A 20,295-nucleotide genomic window follows, 5' to 3' on the forward strand; every position below is an offset into this window, starting at 1 on the left:
GGCTAGCCCTCAGCCTAGGGTGAAAGGCGTGTCAGACGTCTACGCCGAACCGACGACCGCCACCGGACCGACCGACCCGGGCACCCTGGCGCGCTACACCACCCTACGCCTCGGCGGCCCGGCCGGTCGGCTGGAGATCGCCGACGACGCCGCCGGGATCGTCCGTAAGGTGCAGGAGGCGGAGGCCCGCGAACAGGCCGTGCTGGTGCTGGCCGGCGGCAGCAACGTGGTGATCGGCGACCAGGGCTTCCCGGGCACCGTCGTGCTCGTCCGCTCCCGGGGCTTCGAGGTCGTCGCCACCGACGGCGACACCCTGACGGTACGGGTGGCCGCCGGCGAGCCGTGGGACGAGCTGGTCGCCGCCACCGTCGAACGCGGCTGGGCGGGGCTGGAATGCCTCTCCGGCATCCCCGGTTCGGCCGGCGCGACGCCGATCCAGAACGTCGGCGCGTACGGCCAGGAGGTCGCCGAGACGATCGTCGCGGTCGAGGCGTACGACCGCACGCACCGCGAGGTGGTCCGGATCCCGGCCGCCGACTGTGGGTTCGCCTACCGGGGCAGCGTCTTCAAGTACAGCGACCGCTGGGTGGTGCTCTCGGTCGACTTCCGGCTCACCCGCTCGCCGCTCTCCGGCCCGGTCCGCTACGCCGAACTCGCCCGCGCGCTCGGCGTCGAGGTCGGTGACCGGGTGCCGCTCGCCGACGCCCGGGCCACCGTGCGCCGGCTGCGCGCCGGCAAGGGCATGGTGCTCGACGCCGCCGACCCGGACACCTGGTCGGTGGGCTCGTTCTTCACCAACCCGGTGCTCGACCGCGAGGCGTACGAGCTGCTCCGGGAGCGCGCCGCCGACCTCGGCGAGCCACCGCACTGGCCGGGCGCCGGCGACGTGGTGAAGGTCAGCGCGGCCTGGCTCATCGACAAGGCCGGCTTCGGCAAGGGGTACGCCGGCCCGGAGGGCGTGGCCATCTCCACCAAGCACACGCTGGCGCTCACCAACCGGTCCGGCACGGCCAGCACCGCCGCCCTGGTGACCCTGGCCCGGGAGATCCGCGACGGCGTGCACGCCCGCTTCGGCGTCCCCCTCCACCCCGAACCCGTCCTGGTCAACTGCACCATCTGACCCCCACCCCTGCCTCCCTCGCCCCGCCCCCTCAGCGCGTCGATCTTGCACTTTCGGCCCGGACAATCCTCGTTAATGCCGCGTTCCGGGGGCCGAAACTGCAAGATCGCCGGGGCGGGGCGGGGCGGGGCGGGGCGGGAACGAGGGGTCAGGTGGGGGACGCGGCGGGCCAGGGGAGGGTCAGGTAGCCGTGGCGCCAGGCGCTCGGGCGGTCGAGGACCGGCCAGCCCGACTCCTTGAGCGCCGTCACCGCGTGCAGCCAGCGCTGGCGGGGGCCGAACGGGGCGTAGCCGGCGGCGGAGCGCCAGGCGTGCTCCAGCGCGTCGAGCAGCTCGTGCACGCGCTCACCCGGCACGTTGCGGTGGATCAGCGCCTTCGGCAGCCGCTCGGCGAGCGTGGCCGGGCTCTCCAGCGTGGTCAGCTTCGCGGCCAGCGTGAGCGTGCGCGGGCCGGCGGCGTCCAGCAGCACCCAGGCACCGAGCCGCCCCAACTCGTCGCAGGTGCCCTCGACCAGCAACCCGCCGGGCGCCAGCCGGCCGGTGATCGTGCGCCAGGCGTCGGTGACCTCGCCCTCGTCGTACTGGCGCAGCACGTTGCATGCCCGGACCAGTGCGGGACGCAGCCCGGCCAGCTCGAAGCCGCCCCGGGCGAACGTCAACCCGGGCGGGTCGGCGGCCGGCTGGGCGGCGGCCACGCGTACCGGATCGATCTCCAGCCCGACCACCCGGACGTCCGCGCGGACCCCGGCGACGAGCCGGCTCCGCAGCTCGACCGGGGTGACCGGGCTGGCGCCGTAGCCCAGGTCCACCACGAGCGGGTCGGCGGCGGCGCGCAGCGCGTCGCCGCAGGCCGTGACGATCCAGTTGTCCACCCGCCGGAGCCGGTTGGGGTTCGTCGTGCCCCGGGTGACCACCCCGAGCGGCCGCTCCACTAGGACGTCCGGTGGACCTTGTGCTGGGCGGCCTGGGCCAGCGGTCGGACCACGAGCTGGTCCACGTTGACGTGGTGCGGGCGGGTGGCGCACCAGGCGACGCAGTCGGCCACGTCGTCGGCGACCAGCGGTTCGGCCACCCCGGCGTAGACCGCCTCGGCCCGGTCCGCGTCGCCGCCGAAACGGACCAGCCCGAACTCCTCGGTCTTCACCATGCCCGGGTCGATCTCGACCACCCGGACCGGCCGGCCGGACAGCTCCAGCCGGAGCGTCCCGGCGATCGCGGTCTGCGCGTGCTTGGCCGCCGTGTAGCCACCGCCACCCTCGTAGACGACGTGCCCGGCGGTCGAGCTGACGATCACCACGGTGCCGGCCCCGGAACGCTCCAGCGCGGGCAGCAGCGCCTTGGTGACCCGCAGCGTGCCGAGCACGTTGACGTCGTACATCCACTGCCAGTCGCCGACGTCGGCGGTCTCCACCGGGTCCAAGCCGCGGGCGCCGCCGGCGTTGTTCACCAGCAGGGTGACCGGGCCGGGCGCGGCGTCCGCCGTGGCGGCCAGGCCGGCGACCGACTCGTCCGATGTCACGTCGCAGGCCACCGCGGTGGCGACGCCGCCGGCCGCCTCGATCTCGGCGACCAGCGCGGCCAACCGGTCGGTACGCCGCGCCGCGGCGAGCACGTGGAAACCCTCCGCGGCCAGCCGGCGGGCGGTGGCCGCGCCGATCCCGCTGGACGCTCCGGTGACGATGGCGACTGAGGTCATCCGGACATTCTGCCCCGCCGTCCCGTGTCCCGCCGCGATGAGGTCCGTCACGCCGGGGAACCCGCCGCAGGCATTTCCGAACCCCGATGGGGAAGATGACACCCGGCGTGCGGGTTGACCCGAGAGGCGCCGGTCGTGCGGGACGGCATCAACCGTGACAGAGGGAGCGGACGTGGCGGATGTGCACACCGGTGTCGGTCGTCAGCGAGGTTCCCTGCCGTGGCCCCGGCCGCGCCGCATCGCCACCCTCTCGGTGCACACCTCGCCGCTGCACCAGCCCGGCACGGGCGACGCGGGCGGCATGAACGTCTACATCCTGGAGGTCGCCCGACGACTGGCCGAGGCCGACGTGGAGGTAGAGATCTTCACCCGGGCCACCTCCGGTGACCTGCCCCCGGTGGTCGAGATGGCGCCCGGGGTGACCGTCCGGCACGTCACCGCCGGTCCGTTGGAAGGGCTGACGAAGGAGGAGTTGCCCGGTCAGCTCTGCGCCTTCACCGCCGGCGTGCTGCGCGCCGAGGCGGCCCGCCCGCCCGGCCACTACGACCTGATCCACTCGCACTACTGGCTCTCCGGCCAGGTCGGCTGGCTGGCCAAGGAGCGCTGGGGCGTGCCGCTGGTGCACACCGCGCACACCCTGGCCAAGGTCAAGAACGCCCGGCTCGCCGCCGGCGACCGACCCGAGCCGAAGGCCCGGGTGATCGGCGAGGAGCAGGTGGTCGCCGAGGCCGACCGGCTGGTCGCCAACACCCGGGTGGAGGCCCGTGACCTGCTCGACCGGTACGCGGCCGACCCCGGCCGGGTCGCCGTGGTCGAGCCCGGCGTGGACCTGGACCGGTTCCGCCCCGCGCGCGGTGACCGGGAGTCGGCGATGCGCGCCGCCCGTCGCCGCCTCGGTCTGCCGGCGCACGGCTACGTGGTCGCGTTCGTCGGCCGGATCCAGCCGCTCAAGGCCCCGGACGTGCTGGTCCGCGCCGTCGCCGCGCTGCGCGAACGGGACCCCGCGCTCGCCGACGAGTTGACCGTGGTGATCTGCGGCGGCCCGAGCGGCAGCGGGCTGGACCGGCCCACCGCGCTGATGGAACTGGCCCACTCGCTCGGCGTGGCCGACCGGATCCGCTTCCTCCCGCCGCAGACCGGCGCGGACCTGCCCGCCCTCTACCGCGCCGCCGACCTGGTCGCCGTGCCCTCGCACAACGAGTCGTTCGGGCTGGTCGCGCTGGAGGCGCAGGCCTGCGGCACGCCGGTGCTGGCCGCCGCCGTGGGCGGCCTGGTCACCGCCGTCCGCGACGGCGTCAGCGGGATGCTCATCGACGGGCACGACCCGGTCGACTGGGCCCGGGCACTGGCCGGCCTGCTTCCCGAGCGGATGCGTCGGGCCGCCCTGGCCGTGGGCGCCGAGCGGCACGCCCGCGACTTCTCCTGGCACCGGACGGTGTCCGGGCTGCTGGCGGTCTACGGCAACGCGATCACCGAGCACCGGGCCCGGCTGGCCGGTCGGCTCGGCGACCCGGCGCTCGCCTGTTCCTGGTGACACACCGCCGCCCGGCAGCCGGCGTGGGGCGACCGTAGAGTGGGTGCGATGAGCCGTACGAGTGAGGTCGCCGCGCTGATCGAGGCCGTCTGCGCGGAGCGCGAGCTTCAGTGGGAGTCCACCGGCGAGGCGTCGTACGCGGTGACCCTGCCGGGCACGCACAAGCTCAAGACGATCTGCAACCTGATCGTCGGGGAGCACGCGTTGCGGATCGAGGCGTTCGTGATGCGCCAGCCCGACGAGCGTCGCGAGGAGCTGTGGGCCTGGTTGCTCCAGCGCAACGCGCGGATGTACGGCGTCTCGTTCTCCATCGACGCGGCCGGCGACGTCTACCTGACCGGCCGGGTCAACCTGGCCGGGCTCGACGCCGACGAGCTGGACCGCCTCTTCGGCTCCGTGCTCACCTACGCGGACGAGTCCTTCGACAGCATGCTGGAGATCGGCTTCGGCACCGCCATCCGCCGGGAGTGGGAGTGGCGGGTGAAGCGGGGCGAGTCGACCGCCAACCTGGCCGCGTTCGCCCACCTCTTCGAGCCCTCGGCGCCGGCCGGCTCGACCGCCGGAGGTTCGGAGCCCTCCTGACGGGTATGCCGCACCGCGCGGTGCGGAGCACTGGGACCCACCGCGGGCCGAGGACGGACTGTCGAGGAGCGTGTCCCATGGCTCAGCGCAACAGCTCAGGTCGCGGCACGACTGCGACCCGGACGAAGCGGCAAACCGGTAACCAGACCCCGAACACCCCGACGGTGTCGGAGTCCGAGATCTCCCGGATGAAGGTCGACGACATCCGGGGCCAGCTCCGCCGGCGTGGGGTCTCCGGGATCTCCGCGCTGCGGAAGCCGGAGCTGGTGAAGACGCTCGCGCGCACCATGCGCGCGGAGGGGCGCGGCGGCGCGGCGCGGCGGAGCACCGGCCCGGCCGGTCGGGCTTCCGCCACCCGCAGGTCCAGCGCCGCGAAGAAGACCACGGCGGCGCGGAAGAGCCCGGCCAAGTCCGCGCCGGCCGCGCGGGCGACCGGGGCCAGGGCCAAGGCGACGGGTACGCGCAAGGCGGCCCCCGCGCGGGCGAAGGCCACGTCGTCGCGGGCCAGGGCGATCCCGGCGCGGGCGAAGGCCACGCCCACTCGGGCGAAGGCCGCCCCGGCTCGCGCCAAGGCGGCCCCCGCCCGGGCGAAGGCCGCTCGCGCCAAGGCTGCTCCCTCGCGCGCGAAGACCGCTCCGGCTCGGGCGAAGGCGGTACCCGCGCGGGCGAAGGCCACATCGGCTCGGGCGAAGGCGGCGCCCGCGCGCGCCAAGGCCGCCCCGGCCCGCGCCAAGGTCGCTCGGCCGAAGGCAACGGCCGCGCCGAGTAGGGCGTCCACTCGCGCGCAGGCCGCGCCGACACGGGGGCCCGCGTCCAGCCGGTCGATCGGGTCCTCGCAGCTCATCACGTCGCTCGCGGATCGTCCGGAGCGTCCGGGGCGCAGCCTGGTGACCCGCGACCACGAGGTGATCCAGCGCTGGGCCCGCGCCCGGGGCGCGAAGCCGGCCACCATTGCCGGCACCGAGCGGGGCGACCGGCCCGGGGTGCTGACCTTCAACATGCCGGGTTACCGGGAGAGCAGCCGGATCCGGGAGGTCACCTGGGACGACTGGTTCCGCACGTTCGACTCGCGTCGGCTCAACCTGATCTACCAGGAGCAGATGCGGGACGGCCGGCAGAGCAACTTCTTCCGGACCGAGAACCCGAATCGCGAGGACGGCTGAGGTTTACGGGAATGGTCGCCGGGAACCCGACGTTGGCCATCGCGGAGACCACAGCAGGGGCAGCCGGATTCCCGACACGGATGCTGTGACGGGTAAGACAGCGATCTGGGTTGAATCCGGAATCCGGGCGAACTAACTTTATTGCACCGCGTCACGCTTGTTTTCGTTCGGGGGAGCGGCGGATCGATCAGATCCGCGCAAGCGAGACGCGAGGATCGGGTGGAGCACACCGTTGGGGGACGGTGCCGCCCGTGGTAACCGGCGGCGCGAGCGGGCGACGCTTACGGGGGTGAGTGTCGCCCGCCGCCGCCGGGCGTACGGTACGAGCGCCCATCTCGACGGGGGTCGGGGTGGGCGCTCTGCCGTTCTCACCGCCGGACCTCCTCCGGCCGCCGGGCCGCGGCCCGCAACGCGGCGACCCGGCGCTCGCGTGGCCCGCCGGCGAGCAGGTGCCCGGCCGCGGCGCACAGGCCCAGCCCGCCCACCACCAGCCAGTGCCGCTCGCCGAGGTGCTCCAGGCTCAGCCCGCCGAGCGCCGGCGCCACGAAGGACGCCGCCGGGAACGTCAGGTAGAACACCGACTGGTAGCGGGCCCGCAGTTCCGGTGGGGCCAGATCCGCGTTGATCTGCGCGTTCGGCGGGGCGGCGAGCATCTGCCCGACCGTCCAGACCACCGCCGCGCCGAGATAGAGCGGCAACCCGTCGGCGACGGTCAGCGTGCCGAACCCGAGCGCCATCAACCCGGTGGAGACGGCCAGCACTGTCGACTTCCGGTACGGCTCGATCAGCTTCGGCACGAAGAGCTGCCCGGCCACGATCAGCGCCCCGCCGAGCGCCACCACCAGCCCGTACGCGGTCGGGCGCAGGCCGTCCGCGCGCATCGCCAGCGGCATGATCGTCGACGTCTGCATGGTCAGCACGGCGAGCAGGAAGGTCAGCCCGACGAAGGCGAGGAAGGTGCGATCGGTCAGCGCCGTGTGCAGCCCGGGCCGCCGGCCCAGCACCGCCCGTGGGGTCACCGCCCGGCGGTCGAGTGTCTCCGGCACCTTGAGCGCGATGACCACTGCCGCGGTCAGGGTGGCCCCGGCGTCGACCAGGAACAGCGCCAGGAAGCTGGCCTCGGCGAGCACCCCGGCCAGCAGCGAGGCGACGGCCATGCCCAGGTTGAACGCCCAGAACTGGAGGTTGAACGCGCGGGACCGGCGGGCCTCCGGCACCACGTCCACGATGGCCGCCACGAACGCCGGGCTGGGCATCGAGTGCGCCACCCCGACCAGCGCGGCCAGCGCGGCGATCACCGCCAGGTGCCGGCTGAACGCCAGCGCCGTCATCAGCCCGGCCGCGGCGAGGTGGGCGGCGAGCAGCGTGGACCGCCGGCCCCACCGGTCGGCCAGCACGCCGCCGAGCAGCGTGCCGCCGGCACCACCGATCCCGTACGCGCCGACGACCAGCCCGGCCAGCGACGGCGAGGCGCCCCGGGCGGAGGTCAGGTAGAGCGACAGGAACAGCAGCGCGAACGCGCCGGCCCGGTTGACCAGCAGCCCCGACCAGAGGTACCAGAAGGTGGCGGGCAGTCCGCCGGCCGTGTCGTCCCACCAGCGCCGCAGGCCGCGCACCCGTCCTCCAGGAAGGTTTCCTTACCGATACGCCCCCGGTACCGTACCCAGCCGGTCGGCGTACTCAGGAACCGACCCGGACCTGCTCGGCGGGTGACGCGGCCGCGGCCTCGGCCGCCTCGGGCGCCGGGGTGCGGGCCAGGGTGACCGGCGCGACCGGGGCGCCGGCCACGCGGAGCTGGGTGGCGCGCCGCTCCCGGGCCGGGCCGGAGACCAGGTGCGCCACCGCCGTCACCGCGCCGATGCCGGCGCAGGCCAGCCACAGCTCGGTGTTTCCGCCGTGCTCGCGCAGCAGGCCGCCGAGGATCGGCGCGGAGGCCCCGGCGAGTTGCCAGGAGAGCGAGAACACGCCCTGGTAGCGGCCGCGCAGCGCGGCCGGCGACAGCTCGGCGATCAGGGTGGCGTTGGAGGGCGAGTTGAGCATCTCGCCGACCGTCCAGATCAGCACGGTGAGGCCGTAGAGCCAGATCGTGTCGGCGAACGCGGTGAGCCCGAAGCCGACCCCCATGATCAGTGCGGCGAGCGCCAGCACGTGCGACCGGCTCCGGCCGCGGATGAGGCGGGGCACGAAGAGCTGCCCGATCACGATGAGCACGCCGTTGAGCGCGATCACCGAGCCGTAGGTGGCCGGGCTGAGCCCGGAGTCGACCATGGCGATCGGCAGCATCGAGATGTGCTGGAGGAAGACCAGCGCGGCGAACAGGTTGAGCGCCACGAAGCCGAGGAACACCCGGTCGCGCAGGATGGTGCGCAGCGCTCCGGCCGGCGCCGTTGCGCCCTTGGTGACCGGGGCGGCCGGCCGGTTCAGGGTCTCCCGGACCCGGGTGAAGATGATCAGCGCGGTGACCAGCGTGGTGGCCGCGTCCACCAGGAAGAGCAGCAGGTAGCCGGCCTCGGCGGCGAGACCGGCCAGCACGGCGGCGCAGGCGAAGCCGAGGTTGATCGCCCAGTAGTTCAGCGAGAACGCGCGGAGCCGGTCCTTCTCCGGCACCACGTCGATCATCATGGCGCCGAAGGCCGGGCGGGCCGCCTCGGCGAACATGCCGAGCAGCAGCGCGCCCACCGCCACCGCCCAGAGCGGCCGGGCCAGGCCGAGCGCGACCATCATGGTGGCCGCGCCGAGGTGCGCGGTGAGCAGCGTGGGTCGCCGGCCCCAGCGGTCGGTGAGGGTGCCGCCGACGGTGGTGCCGACCGCGCCACCCACTCCCCAGAGCCCGATCACCAGGCCGGCCTGCGCGGCCGAGAAGTCCCGCTCCCGGGTCAGGTAGATGGCGAGGAAGATCAGCACGAACGAGCCGAGCCGGTTGATCAGCGTGCCGGTCCAGAGGTACCAGAAGGAACGCGGCAGCCCGCCCGCCGTGTCCCGGAACCAACCCCGCACCGTCCGCATCCCGACGCCCCCCGTTCGGTAATGACCGATCAATCTCGGACGCCTTACAACCTAGTGCCGCGCCGGAACGTCGGTCATCCGCATTTCCACGTGGTGGTCGTCACCACAGGTCCCCGCGTGTCCGCCCGGCCGGTACGGCAGGATGATCCGCATGACTGCGAGCGAAGGACCCACCATCGGGACGCTGGTCCTGCTGCGGCACGGCGAGAGCGACTGGAACGCCAAGAACCTCTTCACCGGCTGGGTCGACGTCGACCTGACCGCCAAGGGTGAGACCGAGGCGCGGCGCGGCGGCGAGCTGCTCCGCGAGCACGGCCTGCTGCCGGACGTGGTGCACACCAGCGTGATGCGCCGGGCGATCCGCACCGCCGAGCTGGCGTTGAACGCCGCCGACCGGCACTGGATCGCGGTGCGCCGCTCCTGGCGGCTCAACGAGCGCCACTACGGCGCCCTCCAGGGCAAGAACAAGAAGCAGACCCTCGACGAGTACGGCGAGGAGCAGTTCATGCTCTGGCGCCGGTCGTACGACACGCCGCCGCCGCCGATCGACGACAACGACGAGTGGTCGCAGGTCGGCGACCCCCGGTACGCGCTGCTGCCGACCGAGCTGATGCCGCGCACCGAGTGCCTCAAGGACGTCGTCGAGCGGATGCTGCCCTACTGGTACGACTCGATCGTGCCGGACATCCTGGCCGGCCGGACGGTGCTGGTGGCGGCGCACGGCAACTCGCTGCGCGCGCTGGTCAAGCACCTCGACCAGATCTCCGACGAGGCGATCGCCAAGCTGAACATCCCGACCGGCATCCCGCTGCGCTACGACCTGGACCCCGACCTGCGCCCCCAGGTCCTGGGCGGCACCTACCTGGACCCCGAAGCCGCCAAGGCGGCCGCCGCCGCGGTGGCCAACCAGGGCCGCTGATGTAAGGCGGGGCCCCCTTTTAACGCCTCCGGTAGAGGAAGGGCCCCTTCTTAACACTCCCCTGTTAAGAAGGGGCCCCTCCTTACCCCCGGTGGGTCAGGCCGACGGGGCGCCGGTGATCAGGTACACCACGTGTTCGCCGGCGTTCACCGCGTGGTCGGCGAAACGCTCGTAGAAGCGGCCCAGCAGGGTGGCGTCGATCGCGGTCTCCACCCCGTACGGCCAGTCCTCGCCGAGCAGCACGCCGAAGAGGCTCTTGTGCAGGTCGTCCATCGCGTCGTCGTCCCGGTCCAACTCCGCGGCGACGTCGGCATCGGGCTTGGCCAGCACGGCGCCGATCTTCTCGGCCATCCGGTCGGCGATGCCGGCCATGTCGGTGAAGACCGGCCGCAGCTCGGCCGGCACCGCCGGCGAGGGGTGCCGGCGCAACGCCGTCTTCGCCACGTGGTCGGCCAGGTCGCCCATCCGCTCCAGGTCGGCGGCCACGTGCAGGGCCGTGATCATGGCGCGCAGGTCGGAGGCGACCGGCGCCTGCCGGGCCAGCAGATCGCAGACCCGCTCCTCCACGTGCTTGTACAGCTCGTCGATCTCGGCGTCCCGCGCGATCACCGTCTCGGCCGCCGCGCGGTCGGCGGTGAGCAGCCCTCTGGTGGCCTGCCGCATGGCCGCGCGCACCGCCTCGGCCATGTCCACCAGCAGTTGGCTGACAATCTGCAGGTCGGCCCGGAACTCGTCGCGCATCGTCACTTCCTGGGGTCGGTGGCCGTTGCCCGGTTCGGGTACGGCGTGAGCAGGTGCGCGCCCCACGGTAGGCCGGACGGCCGGCACCAGGGTGAACGCGGATGAACGACGCGGGACCCGTGGGTGAACATTCCCGGAAGCGAGAGTGATTCGTCCCTTTGTGACCGATCTCTGGGTTAACAATGACCCTACGATCGCCGGGTGGAATGGGCGGTGGCCATCGCGGTGGCCGTGGCGCTGGTGACCGGACTGGTCGCCGGGGCGATGCTGTCCGGGCCGATAGGGGAGTGGCGGCGCCTCCGGGCGTCGCGGGGCGGCGGGACCTCCCGTCGTGACGCAGGGAGGCCGACGATTCCGGACGACCAGCAGGGGGGCCTATCCGGGCTCGGCCGCAAGACGATCGACTCGTTGCGCGCCGGCGTGGTGGTGCTCGACTCCGACGACGTGCCCGTGCTGGTGAACCCGGCCGCCCGGGCGATGGGCCTGCTCCGGGCCGGGCCGGGGCCGGGCGCGATCGCGGCGCACCCCCTGATCCGTACCCTCGCCGGCCAGGTCCGCCGCACGGGGGTGCGTCGCGAGATCGAGCTCGACCTGCCCCGGGGCCGCGACAGCGCCGGTGACAACCCGCTCGGCGTGCACCTGCGCGCCATGGGGCTGGGTGCCGGCTACGTCTCGATCGAGGCTGTCGACGTCACCGAGTCGCACCGCCTGGCCCGGGTGCGCCGGGACTTCGTGGCCAACGTCAGCCACGAACTGAAGACCCCGATCGGCGCCCTGCAACTGCTCGCCGAGGCGCTGGTGGACGCCACCGAACCGACCGGTGACGGCGCGCCCGACCTGTCCGAGGACCTGGTCGCCGCGCGGCGCTTCGCCGAGCGGATCCAGCACGAGTCGACCCGGCTCGGCCGGCTGGTGCAGGAGCTGCTGGAACTCACCCGGCTCCAGGGCGCCGAGCCGCAGCCCGCACCCGAACCGGTCTCCGTGGACTGGGTGCTCGCCGAGGTGGTCGACCGGACCCGCACCGCGGCCACCGCCCGCCGGGTGGAGATCGTCGTGGGCGGGCAGCGGGGCCTGACCGTGTACGGCAGTGACAGCCAACTCGCCACCGCGGTGGCGAACCTGGTGGAGAACGCGGTCAACTACTCGGCCGAGGACACCACGGTCCGGGTGACCGTGCGGGGCGCCGACGAGCACGTCGAGATCGCGGTGGCCGACCAGGGCATCGGCATCGCCCCGAACGAGGTCGACCGGATCTTCGAGCGTTTCTACCGCGCCGACCAGGCCCGCTCGCGCTCGACCGGCGGCACCGGCCTGGGGCTGGCCATCGTCAAACACATCGCCAGCAACCATGGCGGCCGGGTGGATGTGTCGAGCACTCTTGGTGGTGGGTCGACGTTCACCCTCCGGCTGCCTGCCCGCCCCCCGGACGACCTGGAGGCGACACTCGCCTCCGCTGGGATCGAGGCCGGCCCGGCCGAGCTCCGGCAGGTCTGACCACAGGAAAGGAAACACCCGTTGAGCCGCGTACTGGTGGTCGAGGACGAGGAGTCGTTCTCCGACGCCCTGTCCTACATGCTCCGCAAGGAGGGGTTCGAGGTCTCCGTCGCCGCGACCGGCACCTCCGCCCTCACCGAGTTCGACCGGACCGGCGCGGACATCGTGCTGCTCGACCTGATGCTGCCGGAGATGTCGGGCACCGAGGTGTGCCGCCAGCTCCGCCAGCGGTCGCACGTCCCGATCATCATGGTCACCGCCCGGGACAGTGAGATCGACAAGGTGGTCGGCCTGGAGATCGGCGCCGACGACTACGTGACCAAGCCGTACTCCCCGCGTGAGCTGGTCGCCCGGATCCGGGCGGTGCTGCGCCGGCAGAGCGCCGAGGCGAACGAGACGGGCGCGCCCACCCTGGCCGCCGGCCCGGTCCGGATGGACATCGAACGGCACGTGGTCACCGTGGACGGGGCCGGTGTCCAGCTGCCGCTCAAGGAGTTCGAGCTGCTGGAGCTGCTGCTGCGCAACGCCGGCCGGGTGCTCACCCGGGGTCAGCTCATCGACCGGGTGTGGGGCGCCGACTACGTGGGCGACACCAAGACGCTTGACGTGCACGTGAAGCGGTTGCGCTCCAAGATCGAGCCGGAGCCGTCCACGCCGCGCTACATCGTCACCGTACGAGGTCTGGGCTACAAGTTCGAGCCGTGAGCGCCCTACCTGCGCCGTGCGTTAGGAGGGGCCCCTTGTTAACGCATTCTGCATAAGAGGGGCCCCCTCCTAACGCCACAGCACCCGCCCAGCCCCGCCGATCCGCCGATGGCGCCAGCTCGCGCCCTCCGGCCTGGCCGTCGTCGATCTTGGACTTGTGGCACTTCCGATAATGGTCGAAATCTGACATATCATGGCGCCGCAACTCCAAGATCGACGACGTTGCGGGGTCGGGCAGGGCGCGGGATGCGCCGACTGGGCCCGATATCCGGTTCGGCGGTGGTGGGCGGCACGCTGACGACGGAATCGTCGGCGGGGGCGGGGCGTTGTAACCCGGTGAACGACCGAGGAAGGCAAGCCCCATGGCCCCGCCCCCCGAGGGAATGACGGTGGCCGCCCGGTCGTTACACACACTCCCGGCGCCGCAACGCGAGCAGCCGGACCCCTTGATCTTTGAGCGCCTGACGGTGCCCCCGCACTCCCGTCCCCCCGGACGGTGGTGCGTCGACCCCCGAATGGAGCCCCTCATGAACACGATCCTGCGTAAGAGCATTCTCGGTATTGCTGGTCTGGCTTTCACCGGTGGTGTGTTCGCCGGTCCGATCGCCGCGCACGCCGACACCCCCGCCCACGCCGCCTCGACCAAGCCGGTCGCGGTCGCCACGGTGCAGGGTGAGCAGTCGACCATCAGCCTGAACGACGAGCAGACCGCCAACGTCAAGGCGATCATCGCCGCGACGAAGAAGGCCGGCCTGCCCGAGCGCGCCGCGGTCGTCTCGATCGCCACCAGCTTGCAGGAGTCGAAGCTGGAGAACCTGGGCCACCTCGGCGACAAGAACGATCACGATTCGCTGGGCCTGTTCCAGCAGCGCCCCTCCTCCGGTTGGGGTAGCCCGGAGCAGATCACCGACCCCGAGTACTCGACGCTTGCGTTCCTCAAGGGCCTGAAGCAGGTCGACGGCTGGCAGGACATGCCGCTGACCAAGGCCGCCCAGACCGTGCAGGTCTCGGCCTACCCGGACGCGTACGCGCAGTGGGAGAAGCAGGCCACCGACCTGGTCAACCAGCACTGGACCAAGTAAGCACACACGCGAAGGCCGGCACCCGAGAACGGGTGCCGGCCTTCAGCGCACGACCTTGACGTTGAACAGCGCCGTGCCCAGCCGGCCGTAGAGGCGCAGCCAGATCGGCAGCAGCATCTCGGTGCCCCGCGCCGTGGTGATGTCGCCCAAATCGATCACGTCGGTGTGGCCGAAGCTGGTCAGCAGCTCGGTGACCACCCTCTTCGCGTCGGCGTCGTCGCCGGACACAAAGATGCTGTGGTCCCCGTCGGCGAGTTGCCGAGGGTGGACCATCAGGTCGGCGGTGAGCGTGTTGAGCGCCTTCACCACCCGGGTACGCGGGAACGCGCGCTGGATCCGCTCGCCGAGCGAGTCGTCGTTGACGACCGACAGGGTGGGCGGGAAGCCCTGGCTGAAGTCGAGCGGGTTCGCGATGTCGAGCAGGATCTTGCCGGCCAGGTTCTCCGCCCCCGCCGCGTCGAGGGCGGGGAGGGAGCCGTCGCCGTTCGTCGCGTTCACCACCAGGTCGGCCTCGGCGGTGGCGTCGGCGTGGCCGGCGAGGGTGATGCCGGGGTGGTCGGCGGCCCACCCGCCCCACTCCCCGCCACGGGTGGCGGCAACGTCTCGCGTGCCGACGACCACCTCGTGCCCCAGCTCGGCCGCGCGGGCGGCGACGGCGCGGCCCACCATGCCGGTGCCCAGTACTGCGATGCGCATGTCGGATCCGTCCTCCGGAATCGGGGGGCGCCGATGCGCCCGCCTCGTGCGGTCGAGACTAACAGACAGGTCTGTCTACTGGAAGCGTGAAGAAGACGTACCTGTCTGTAGACTTCGGCGGACCACGACAGGGAGGACCGATGGCCCGTACCCCCGCCGGCACCGCCCGGGACCGCATCCTGGAGACCGCGTTCCGGCTCTTCTACGCGTACGGGCCGCGCGGCGTCGGCGTCGACACGGTGATCGCCGAGTCGGGCGTCGCCAAGGCCACGCTCTACAAGCACTTCCCGAGCAAGGACGACCTGGTCCTGGCGTACCTGGACAAGGTCGACCAGGCCTGGTCCGGCGCGTTGCACGCCGCCGCTGGGGCCGCCGGTGACGACCCTCGCGCGCAACTCGTCGGGATGTTCGACGCGCTCACCGGCGCCTGCCGCCGGGAGGGTTACCACGGCTGCGCGTTCATCAACACCGCCGCCGAGTCACCCGCCGGCAGCCCGGTGCACGCCCGCACGGTCGCGCACAAGAACGCGGTGCGGGCCTGGGTGACCGACCTGGCCCGGCAGGCCGGGGCGGCCGAGCCGGAGCTGCTGGCCCGGCAGCTCACCCTGCTGCTCGACGGCGGCCTGGCCGGCGGCGTGCTCGACGGCGACCCGGCGATCGCCGAGGCAGCCCGCAGCACCGCCCGCGCCCTGGTCGACGCGGCGCTGCCGAAGCGTTAAGAGGGGCCCCTTCCTCTACCGGAGGCGTTAAGAGGGGGCCCTTCCTTACTCGCTGGCGGGGTGGGGGGCGATCTGGCCCTGGCGTTGGCGGGCGGCACAGAGCTCGGCCAGCTTCGCGTACGCGGGCGCACCGATCAGCGCGGTCAGCTCCGGACCGTAGGAGACGTACATCGGGTCGGCGCCGACATGCGCGTCGGTCGAGGAGGTGCACCACCAGTCGAGGTCGTGACCGCCGGCACCCCAGCCGCGCCGGTCGAACTCGGCGAGCGTGGAGATCAGCACCTTGGTGTTGTCCGGCCGCTTGTGCCACTCCTGGTCCCGGCGGACCGGCAGCTGCCAGCAGACGTCGGGCTTGTATTCCAGCGGGTGCACCCCGTCGCGCAGCGCCTGGGCGTGCAGCGCACAGCCGCCCCCGGCGGGGAAGTCGGCGTCGTTGAGGAACACGCACGGCGCGTCCACGTCGCGGGTGGCCGTGCGCCGGGCCGGTGTCTTGCCGTCGACCGTGTCGTTCTCGGTCCAGTTCTTGAAGCCGCGACGGAAGTGCTGCCAGGTCTCCGGCGTGAGGCGCTTGACCGCCGCCCGGACCCGCTTCTCGTCGTCGGCGTCGGTGAAGAACGCGCCGTGCGAGCAGCACCCGTCGGCCGCCCGGCCCTTCACGATGCCGTGGCAGCCCGAGCCGAAGATGCACGTCCAGCGGGAGAGCAGCCAGGTCAGGTCGGCCCGGACCACGTGCTTCGGGTCGGCCGGGTCGGCGAACTCGATCCACTCCCGGGGAAAGTCCAGCCCGACCTCGCGGCTGCGCGGGTCGGCCGGGTCGTCCACCAGCACGTGAAGCTCGATCTGCCCTGTCACCCGGACCAGCGTACGCGCGGTCACCCCGGCCGGCCGGCGAGCCGACGAAACGTGTTGCGCCTAGGGTTCTTGCATGCGACTGGGTGTCCTCGACGTCGGTTCCAACACGGTGCATCTGCTGGTGGTCGACGCCCACCACGGCGCGCATCCCTGGCCGGCGCACTCGGAGAAGGTGGTGCTCCGGCTGGCCGAGCAGATCGGCCCGGACGGCGCGTTGACCGGCGCCGGCGCGGACGGGCTGGTCAAGGCCGTCGGCATGGCCCGGGCGGCGGCCGACGGGCTGGGTGCCGAGGATCTGTTGGCGTTCGCCACCAGCGCGGTCCGCGACGCCACCAACGCCGCCGAGGTGCTGGCCCGGGTCCGTGACGAGACCGGCGTACGCCTGGAGGTGCTCTCCGGCGCGGACGAGGCGCGGATGACGTTCCTCGCGGTGCGGCGGTGGTTCGGCTGGTCCGCGGGCCGGCTGCTGGCGCTCGACATCGGCGGCGGCTCGCTGGAGCTGGCCGCCGGCATCGACGAGCACCCGGACGTCGCGATCTCGCTGCCGCTCGGCGCGGGCCGGCTCAGTCGGGAGCGGCTGGCGGTCGACCCGGCCGGTCTGATGCCGCCGTCCGCCGAGGCCGTGGAGGACCTCCGGGAGTACGTGGACGCGCAGCTCGACCCGGTGGTGAAGCAGCTGACCGAGGTGGGCTGGGAGCGTCCGGTGGCCACCTCGAAGACGTTCCGCACGCTGGCCCGGCTGGCCGGGGCCGCGCCGTCCGGCGCGGGCCTGTGGGCCCGGCGCAGCCTGACCCGCACCGGGCTGCGGCAGGTGCTGGGCTTCGTCCGGCACATCCCGCCGACCCACCTGCCCGAGCTGGAGGGGGTCAGCGCGCAGCGGGCGCACCAGCTCCTGGCGGGCGCGGTGGTGGCCGAGGCGGTGATGCGCCGGCTGGACGTGGAGTGCCTCGACATCTGCCCCTGGGCGCTGCGCGAGGGGGTCATCCTGCGCCGGCTGGATCAGCTCGCGCCGATGTGATCCGCGCGGCCGCTCTGGGCGCTTTGCGGCTGCTCGTCCCGATGCTTCCCCACGGGTGCGGCTACCCTGAGGGGTGTGACTTCCCGCGTCCCGGTGCTCCTGTCCACGTCCTCGGTCTTTCCGGAACGGACCGCGGCGGCGTTCCAGCTCGCCGCCGCGCTCGGGTACGACGGCGTCGAGGTGATGGTCTGGACCGACCCGGTGAGCCAGGACGCGGGCGCGCTGCGGGGGCTCTCCGAGCACTACGGCGTGCCGGTGCTCTCGGTGCACGCGCCCTGCCTGCTGGTCACCCAACGGGTGTGGAGCCCCGACCCGTGGGAGCGGCTGCGGCGGGCCGCCGAGCTGGCCGAGACGCTGGAGGCGCCCACCGTGGTGGTGCACCCGCCGTTCACCTGGCAGCGTGACTACGCGCGCACGTTCGCTGACGGGCTGGACGCCATCGGCGGGCAGTTCGGCGGTCTGCGTTTCGCGGTGGAGAACATGTTCCCGGTGCGGATGGCCGGCCGGCAGTTCGTGCCGTACGTGCCGGGCTGGGATCCGACCGACACCGGCTACGCCTCCTACACGCTGGACCTGTCGCACTGCGCGGCCTCGCACACCGACGCGCTCGCGATGGCCGACCGGATGGGCGCCGGGCTGGCGCACGTGCACCTGGGTGACGGCACCGGAGAGGGGCGCGACGAGCACCTGGTGCCCGGTCGGGGCGGTCAGCCCTGCGCGGAGCTGCTCCGGTCGCTGGCCGGGCGCGGCTTCACCGGCTCGGTCGCGGTGGAGGTGACCACCCGGGGCGCGAAGAGCCGCGCGGTCCGCGAGGCGGACCTGCGCGAGTCGCTGGAGTTCGCCCGCGCGAACCTGACCGCCCCCTCGCCGGTCGACGTCTGACCGGAGCCCGGCCGGCCGCCGAAGGTCAGCTGACCGGGGCGAGCGGCTGGGCCGGGACGGCCTGCTCGCCGACCGCGGCCCGCTTGCGGGCCCGGTGCGCGGCCACGTGGGAGCGGGTGGCGCAGCGCTCCGAGCAGAACCGCCGGCAGCAGTTGGACGAGGTGTCCAGGTAGACGTTGCCGCAGCGCTCGTCCGCGCAGACGCCGAAGCGGGCGCTGCCGTACTCGCAGAGCCAGACCGACAGGCCCCAGACCGCGCCGGCCAGGTATTCGGCGGAGACCGAGGCGCCCCGGCTGGTCACGTGCATGTGCCAGTCGGAGGAGTCGTGGCCGGAGATGCGCGGCTGCACCGGGAACGCCTCCAGCAGCGCGTTCAGCTCGGTCACCGCGTCGGCGTCCCTTCCTGAGGTGCCGTACTCGAAGACGTCCCGCAGGCGCTTCTGCGCCCGGCGGAAGATCGCCAGGTCCCGTTCCGCGACCTCGTCGCGCATCCAGGCGTTCTCGTCCGGGAAGAGGGCCCGCAGGCCGTCGAGGTCGTCCAGCCGGGCGTTGACGAGCTCGACCCCGGTCCGGGCGTACGCGTCGAAGTTCACGACCCCAACGGTAGACGACTCAGACCGGGCGTGGCGCGTCGATGTAGTGGGGTAGAAACCGCGCGTAACCGTCTGTGATGAGGCTCTCGCTCTCGCGGACCCCGGCGCCGGCCGACTCGCCGTCGACGATCCAGCTGCCGAGCACTGTGTGATTGCCCGCGAACTGGGGCAACGCCCGGAACTCCTGGAAGCAGAAACCCTCGTCGCCGTAGATCCCTGGGTTGGTGATCTCGGAGCCGCCGGTGACGATGCGTACCGACCCGCCCTCGCGGCCGAGCAGCGGCTTGGCCACGTACTCGGTCATCCCGCGCGGCGAGTCGAGGTAGGCGGGCAGCAGGAACTCGTGCCCGGGATACAGCTCCCAGAGCACGGCCAGCAGCGCCTTGTTCGACAGCAGCAACTTCCAGGCCGGCTCGATCCAGGTGGTGGGGGTGCCCGGGTCCAGCGCCGGCGGCCCGTACGGCTCGGCCAGCATCCACTCCCACGGGTAGAGCTTGAAGCAGGTGGTGATCGGCCGGTCGTCGGCGTCGACGAAGCGCCGCCCGTCCCAGCCGACCCGCTGGATCGGCATGAGCGTCACGTCCAGCCCCGCCTGGCGGGCGGTCTCGGCCAGGTAGCCGGCGGTGATCTGGTCCTCGCCCGACTCCTCCTCGTTCGACCAGACCACGTGCGCCCGGGGCTCGTGCAGCCCGGCGCCGATCCGGGCCCACGCGCCGACCAGCCGCTCGTGCAGGCTGTTCCACTGGTCCGCGTCCGGGCGGGCGTCCTCCAGCCAGTACCACTGCACGATGCTCGCCTCGACCAGCGCGGTCGGGGTGTCGGCGTTGTACTCCAGCATCTTCGGCGGCCAACTGCCGTCGTAGGCGAGGTCGAAGCGGCCGTAGAGCGTCGGCGGGCCCTCCCGCAGCGAGCGGGCGACCGCCTCGGCGGCCCACTCCGGGATGCCGAACTCGGTGTGGCGGCGGCGGGCCACCACGTGTTCGGCGGCGGCCACCGACATCCGGTGCAGCTCCTCGGTCGCCTCCTCCAGCCGCAGCACCTCGTCCAGCGTGAAGGCGTACGCGGCCGTCTCGTCCCAGTACGACATGATCTCGCCGTCGGGCAGCTCGGTGTCGACGTACACCAGGCCCTGGGCCCGGATGGTGTCGTCCCACTCGGGGCGCGGCGTGCTCGCCTCCCGGCGCACGTCAGCCGCCGCAGGAGGCGAGGTGGGAGCCGAAGCCGCCGCGCTCGGGCAGCGCGGCGGCGGCCGGGGCGGCGTCGCCGCGCGCGGCCGTGGCCGGCGCGGGAACCCGCAGGGCCACCGCGACGGTGTCGCCACCGCCGCCGGCCGGGCCGAGCGCGCAGTCGTCATCGTCGTCGTCGTAGCCGTTGTTGCAGCCGGAGAGCGCGAGCGCCAGCGCGGTGAGCGCGCCGAGCTGCACGGTGGCGGAGCGGAGGCGGCGTCGGGGGTGTCGTTCCACGTGAACGTTGTAGCCGATCGTCGCTACTTCGG

At 73.0% G+C, this 20,295-nt stretch carries 21 protein-coding genes and 1 pseudogene; 11 read left to right on the plus strand and 11 right to left on the minus strand.

What is annotated here, in order from left to right; genetic code table 11:
* The first annotated feature begins 28 nt into the window (after positions 1-28).
* A complete protein-coding gene (locus tag O7598_RS02035; protein ID WP_269689760.1) occupies positions 29-1,120 on the plus strand; it encodes a UDP-N-acetylmuramate dehydrogenase in 1,092 nt (363 codons plus the stop codon).
* Between the two features lie 148 nt (positions 1,121-1,268).
* Here O7598_RS02035 and O7598_RS02040 read toward each other — a convergent pair whose 3' ends face one another.
* Both O7598_RS02040 and O7598_RS02045 read right to left on the minus strand, forming a co-directional pair.
* Entirely contained in the window at positions 1,269-2,051 is a 783-nt protein-coding gene (locus tag O7598_RS02040; protein ID WP_269689761.1) for a class I SAM-dependent methyltransferase, read from the minus strand.
* Positions 2,051-2,815: an SDR family NAD(P)-dependent oxidoreductase gene (locus O7598_RS02045; protein ID WP_269689762.1), complete on the minus strand. Its 765-nt coding sequence runs from the start codon at positions 2,813-2,815 to the stop codon at positions 2,051-2,053. The genes O7598_RS02040 and O7598_RS02045 overlap by 1 nt, the downstream gene beginning before the upstream one ends.
* Positions 2,816-2,987: 172 nt before the next feature.
* Between O7598_RS02045 and mshA the strand changes: the two genes are divergently transcribed.
* Both mshA and O7598_RS02055 read left to right on the plus strand, forming a co-directional pair.
* Positions 2,988-4,349: a D-inositol-3-phosphate glycosyltransferase gene (gene mshA / locus O7598_RS02050; RefSeq protein WP_269689763.1), complete on the plus strand. Its 1,362-nt coding sequence runs from the start codon at positions 2,988-2,990 to the stop codon at positions 4,347-4,349.
* 48 nt (positions 4,350-4,397) lie between these two features.
* Entirely contained in the window at positions 4,398-4,931 is a 534-nt protein-coding gene (locus O7598_RS02055; protein WP_269689764.1) for a YbjN domain-containing protein, read from the plus strand.
* Between the two features lie 82 nt (positions 4,932-5,013).
* Here the strand turns inward: O7598_RS02055 and O7598_RS31405 are convergent, their stop codons facing one another.
* Positions 5,014-5,775, minus strand: coding sequence for a hypothetical protein (locus O7598_RS31405; protein WP_269689765.1), 762 nt, complete (start codon positions 5,773-5,775; stop codon positions 5,014-5,016).
* Here O7598_RS31405 and O7598_RS31410 point away from each other — a divergent pair.
* Positions 5,735-6,094, plus strand: a pseudogene (locus O7598_RS31410) (hypothetical protein); the annotation flags it as partial. The gene O7598_RS31405 and the pseudogene O7598_RS31410 overlap by 41 nt on opposite strands.
* 368 nt (positions 6,095-6,462) lie before the next feature.
* On the opposite strand, the gene O7598_RS02070 reads toward O7598_RS31410, so the two are convergent.
* Entirely contained in the window at positions 6,463-7,710 is a 1,248-nt protein-coding gene (locus O7598_RS02070) for an MFS transporter (RefSeq protein ID WP_269689767.1), read from the minus strand.
* A 64-nt stretch (positions 7,711-7,774) separates the two neighbouring features.
* Entirely contained in the window at positions 7,775-9,100 is a 1,326-nt protein-coding gene (locus tag O7598_RS02075; protein ID WP_269689768.1) for an MDR family MFS transporter, read from the minus strand.
* Between the two features lie 151 nt (positions 9,101-9,251).
* On the opposite strand from O7598_RS02075, the gene O7598_RS02080 reads away from it, so the two are divergent.
* A complete protein-coding gene (locus tag O7598_RS02080) occupies positions 9,252-10,019 on the plus strand; it encodes a phosphoglyceromutase (RefSeq protein ID WP_269689769.1) in 768 nt (255 codons plus the stop codon).
* Positions 10,020-10,115: 96 nt separating this feature from the next.
* Here O7598_RS02080 and phoU read toward each other — a convergent pair whose 3' ends face one another.
* Positions 10,116-10,760: a phosphate signaling complex protein PhoU gene (gene phoU / locus O7598_RS02085; protein ID WP_269689770.1), complete on the minus strand. Its 645-nt coding sequence runs from the start codon at positions 10,758-10,760 to the stop codon at positions 10,116-10,118.
* A gap of 264 nt (positions 10,761-11,024) precedes the next feature.
* On the opposite strand from phoU, the gene O7598_RS02090 reads away from it, so the two are divergent.
* From O7598_RS02090 to O7598_RS02100, 3 genes are all read left to right on the plus strand, one after another.
* Complete coding sequence (locus O7598_RS02090; RefSeq protein ID WP_442929913.1) at positions 11,025-12,254, plus strand: sensor histidine kinase; 1,230 nt, start codon at positions 11,025-11,027, stop codon at positions 12,252-12,254.
* Positions 12,255-12,275: 21 nt separating this feature from the next.
* Complete coding sequence (locus O7598_RS02095) at positions 12,276-12,959, plus strand: response regulator transcription factor (RefSeq protein WP_269689772.1); 684 nt, start codon at positions 12,276-12,278, stop codon at positions 12,957-12,959.
* Positions 12,960-13,486: 527 nt separating this feature from the next.
* Positions 13,487-14,041, plus strand: coding sequence for a hypothetical protein (locus O7598_RS02100; RefSeq protein WP_269689773.1), 555 nt, complete (start codon positions 13,487-13,489; stop codon positions 14,039-14,041).
* 42 nt (positions 14,042-14,083) lie between these two features.
* Here O7598_RS02100 and O7598_RS02105 read toward each other — a convergent pair whose 3' ends face one another.
* Positions 14,084-14,737, minus strand: coding sequence for an NADPH-dependent F420 reductase (locus O7598_RS02105; protein WP_269689774.1), 654 nt, complete (start codon positions 14,735-14,737; stop codon positions 14,084-14,086).
* 140 nt (positions 14,738-14,877) lie between these two features.
* Between O7598_RS02105 and O7598_RS02110 the strand changes: the two genes are divergently transcribed.
* A complete protein-coding gene (locus O7598_RS02110) occupies positions 14,878-15,456 on the plus strand; it encodes a TetR/AcrR family transcriptional regulator (RefSeq protein WP_269689775.1) in 579 nt (192 codons plus the stop codon).
* 45 nt (positions 15,457-15,501) lie between these two features.
* On the opposite strand, the gene O7598_RS02115 is transcribed toward O7598_RS02110, so the two are convergent.
* Positions 15,502-16,308: a hypothetical protein gene (locus O7598_RS02115; RefSeq protein ID WP_269689776.1), complete on the minus strand. Its 807-nt coding sequence runs from the start codon at positions 16,306-16,308 to the stop codon at positions 15,502-15,504.
* Positions 16,309-16,381: 73 nt separating this feature from the next.
* On the opposite strand from O7598_RS02115, the gene O7598_RS02120 reads away from it, so the two are divergent.
* Both O7598_RS02120 and O7598_RS02125 read left to right on the plus strand, forming a co-directional pair.
* Positions 16,382-17,326, plus strand: a complete 945-nt coding sequence (locus O7598_RS02120; RefSeq protein WP_269689777.1) for a Ppx/GppA phosphatase family protein — start codon at positions 16,382-16,384, stop codon at positions 17,324-17,326.
* A 75-nt stretch (positions 17,327-17,401) separates the two neighbouring features.
* Complete coding sequence (locus tag O7598_RS02125) at positions 17,402-18,208, plus strand: sugar phosphate isomerase/epimerase family protein (RefSeq protein ID WP_269689778.1); 807 nt, start codon at positions 17,402-17,404, stop codon at positions 18,206-18,208.
* 25 nt (positions 18,209-18,233) lie between these two features.
* On the opposite strand, the gene O7598_RS02130 is transcribed toward O7598_RS02125, so the two are convergent.
* The 3 genes from O7598_RS02130 to O7598_RS02140 are packed head-to-tail and all read right to left on the minus strand — an operon-like array spanning position 18,234 to position 20,263.
* The gene (locus O7598_RS02130) at positions 18,234-18,800 is read right to left on the minus strand and encodes a CGNR zinc finger domain-containing protein (RefSeq protein ID WP_181570539.1); all 567 of its coding nucleotides are present in this window, start codon (positions 18,798-18,800) and stop codon (positions 18,234-18,236) included.
* A 19-nt stretch (positions 18,801-18,819) separates the two neighbouring features.
* Positions 18,820-19,986, minus strand: coding sequence for a glutathionylspermidine synthase family protein (locus tag O7598_RS02135; protein ID WP_269689779.1), 1,167 nt, complete (start codon positions 19,984-19,986; stop codon positions 18,820-18,822).
* A gap of 1 nt (position 19,987) precedes the next feature.
* Positions 19,988-20,263, minus strand: a complete 276-nt coding sequence (locus O7598_RS02140) for a hypothetical protein (RefSeq protein ID WP_269689780.1) — start codon at positions 20,261-20,263, stop codon at positions 19,988-19,990.
* Positions 20,264-20,295 lie beyond the last annotated feature (32 nt).

It is taken from the genome of Micromonospora sp. WMMC241 (assembly GCF_027460165.1).
GTDB lineage: Bacteria > Actinomycetota > Actinomycetes > Mycobacteriales > Micromonosporaceae > Micromonospora > Micromonospora humi.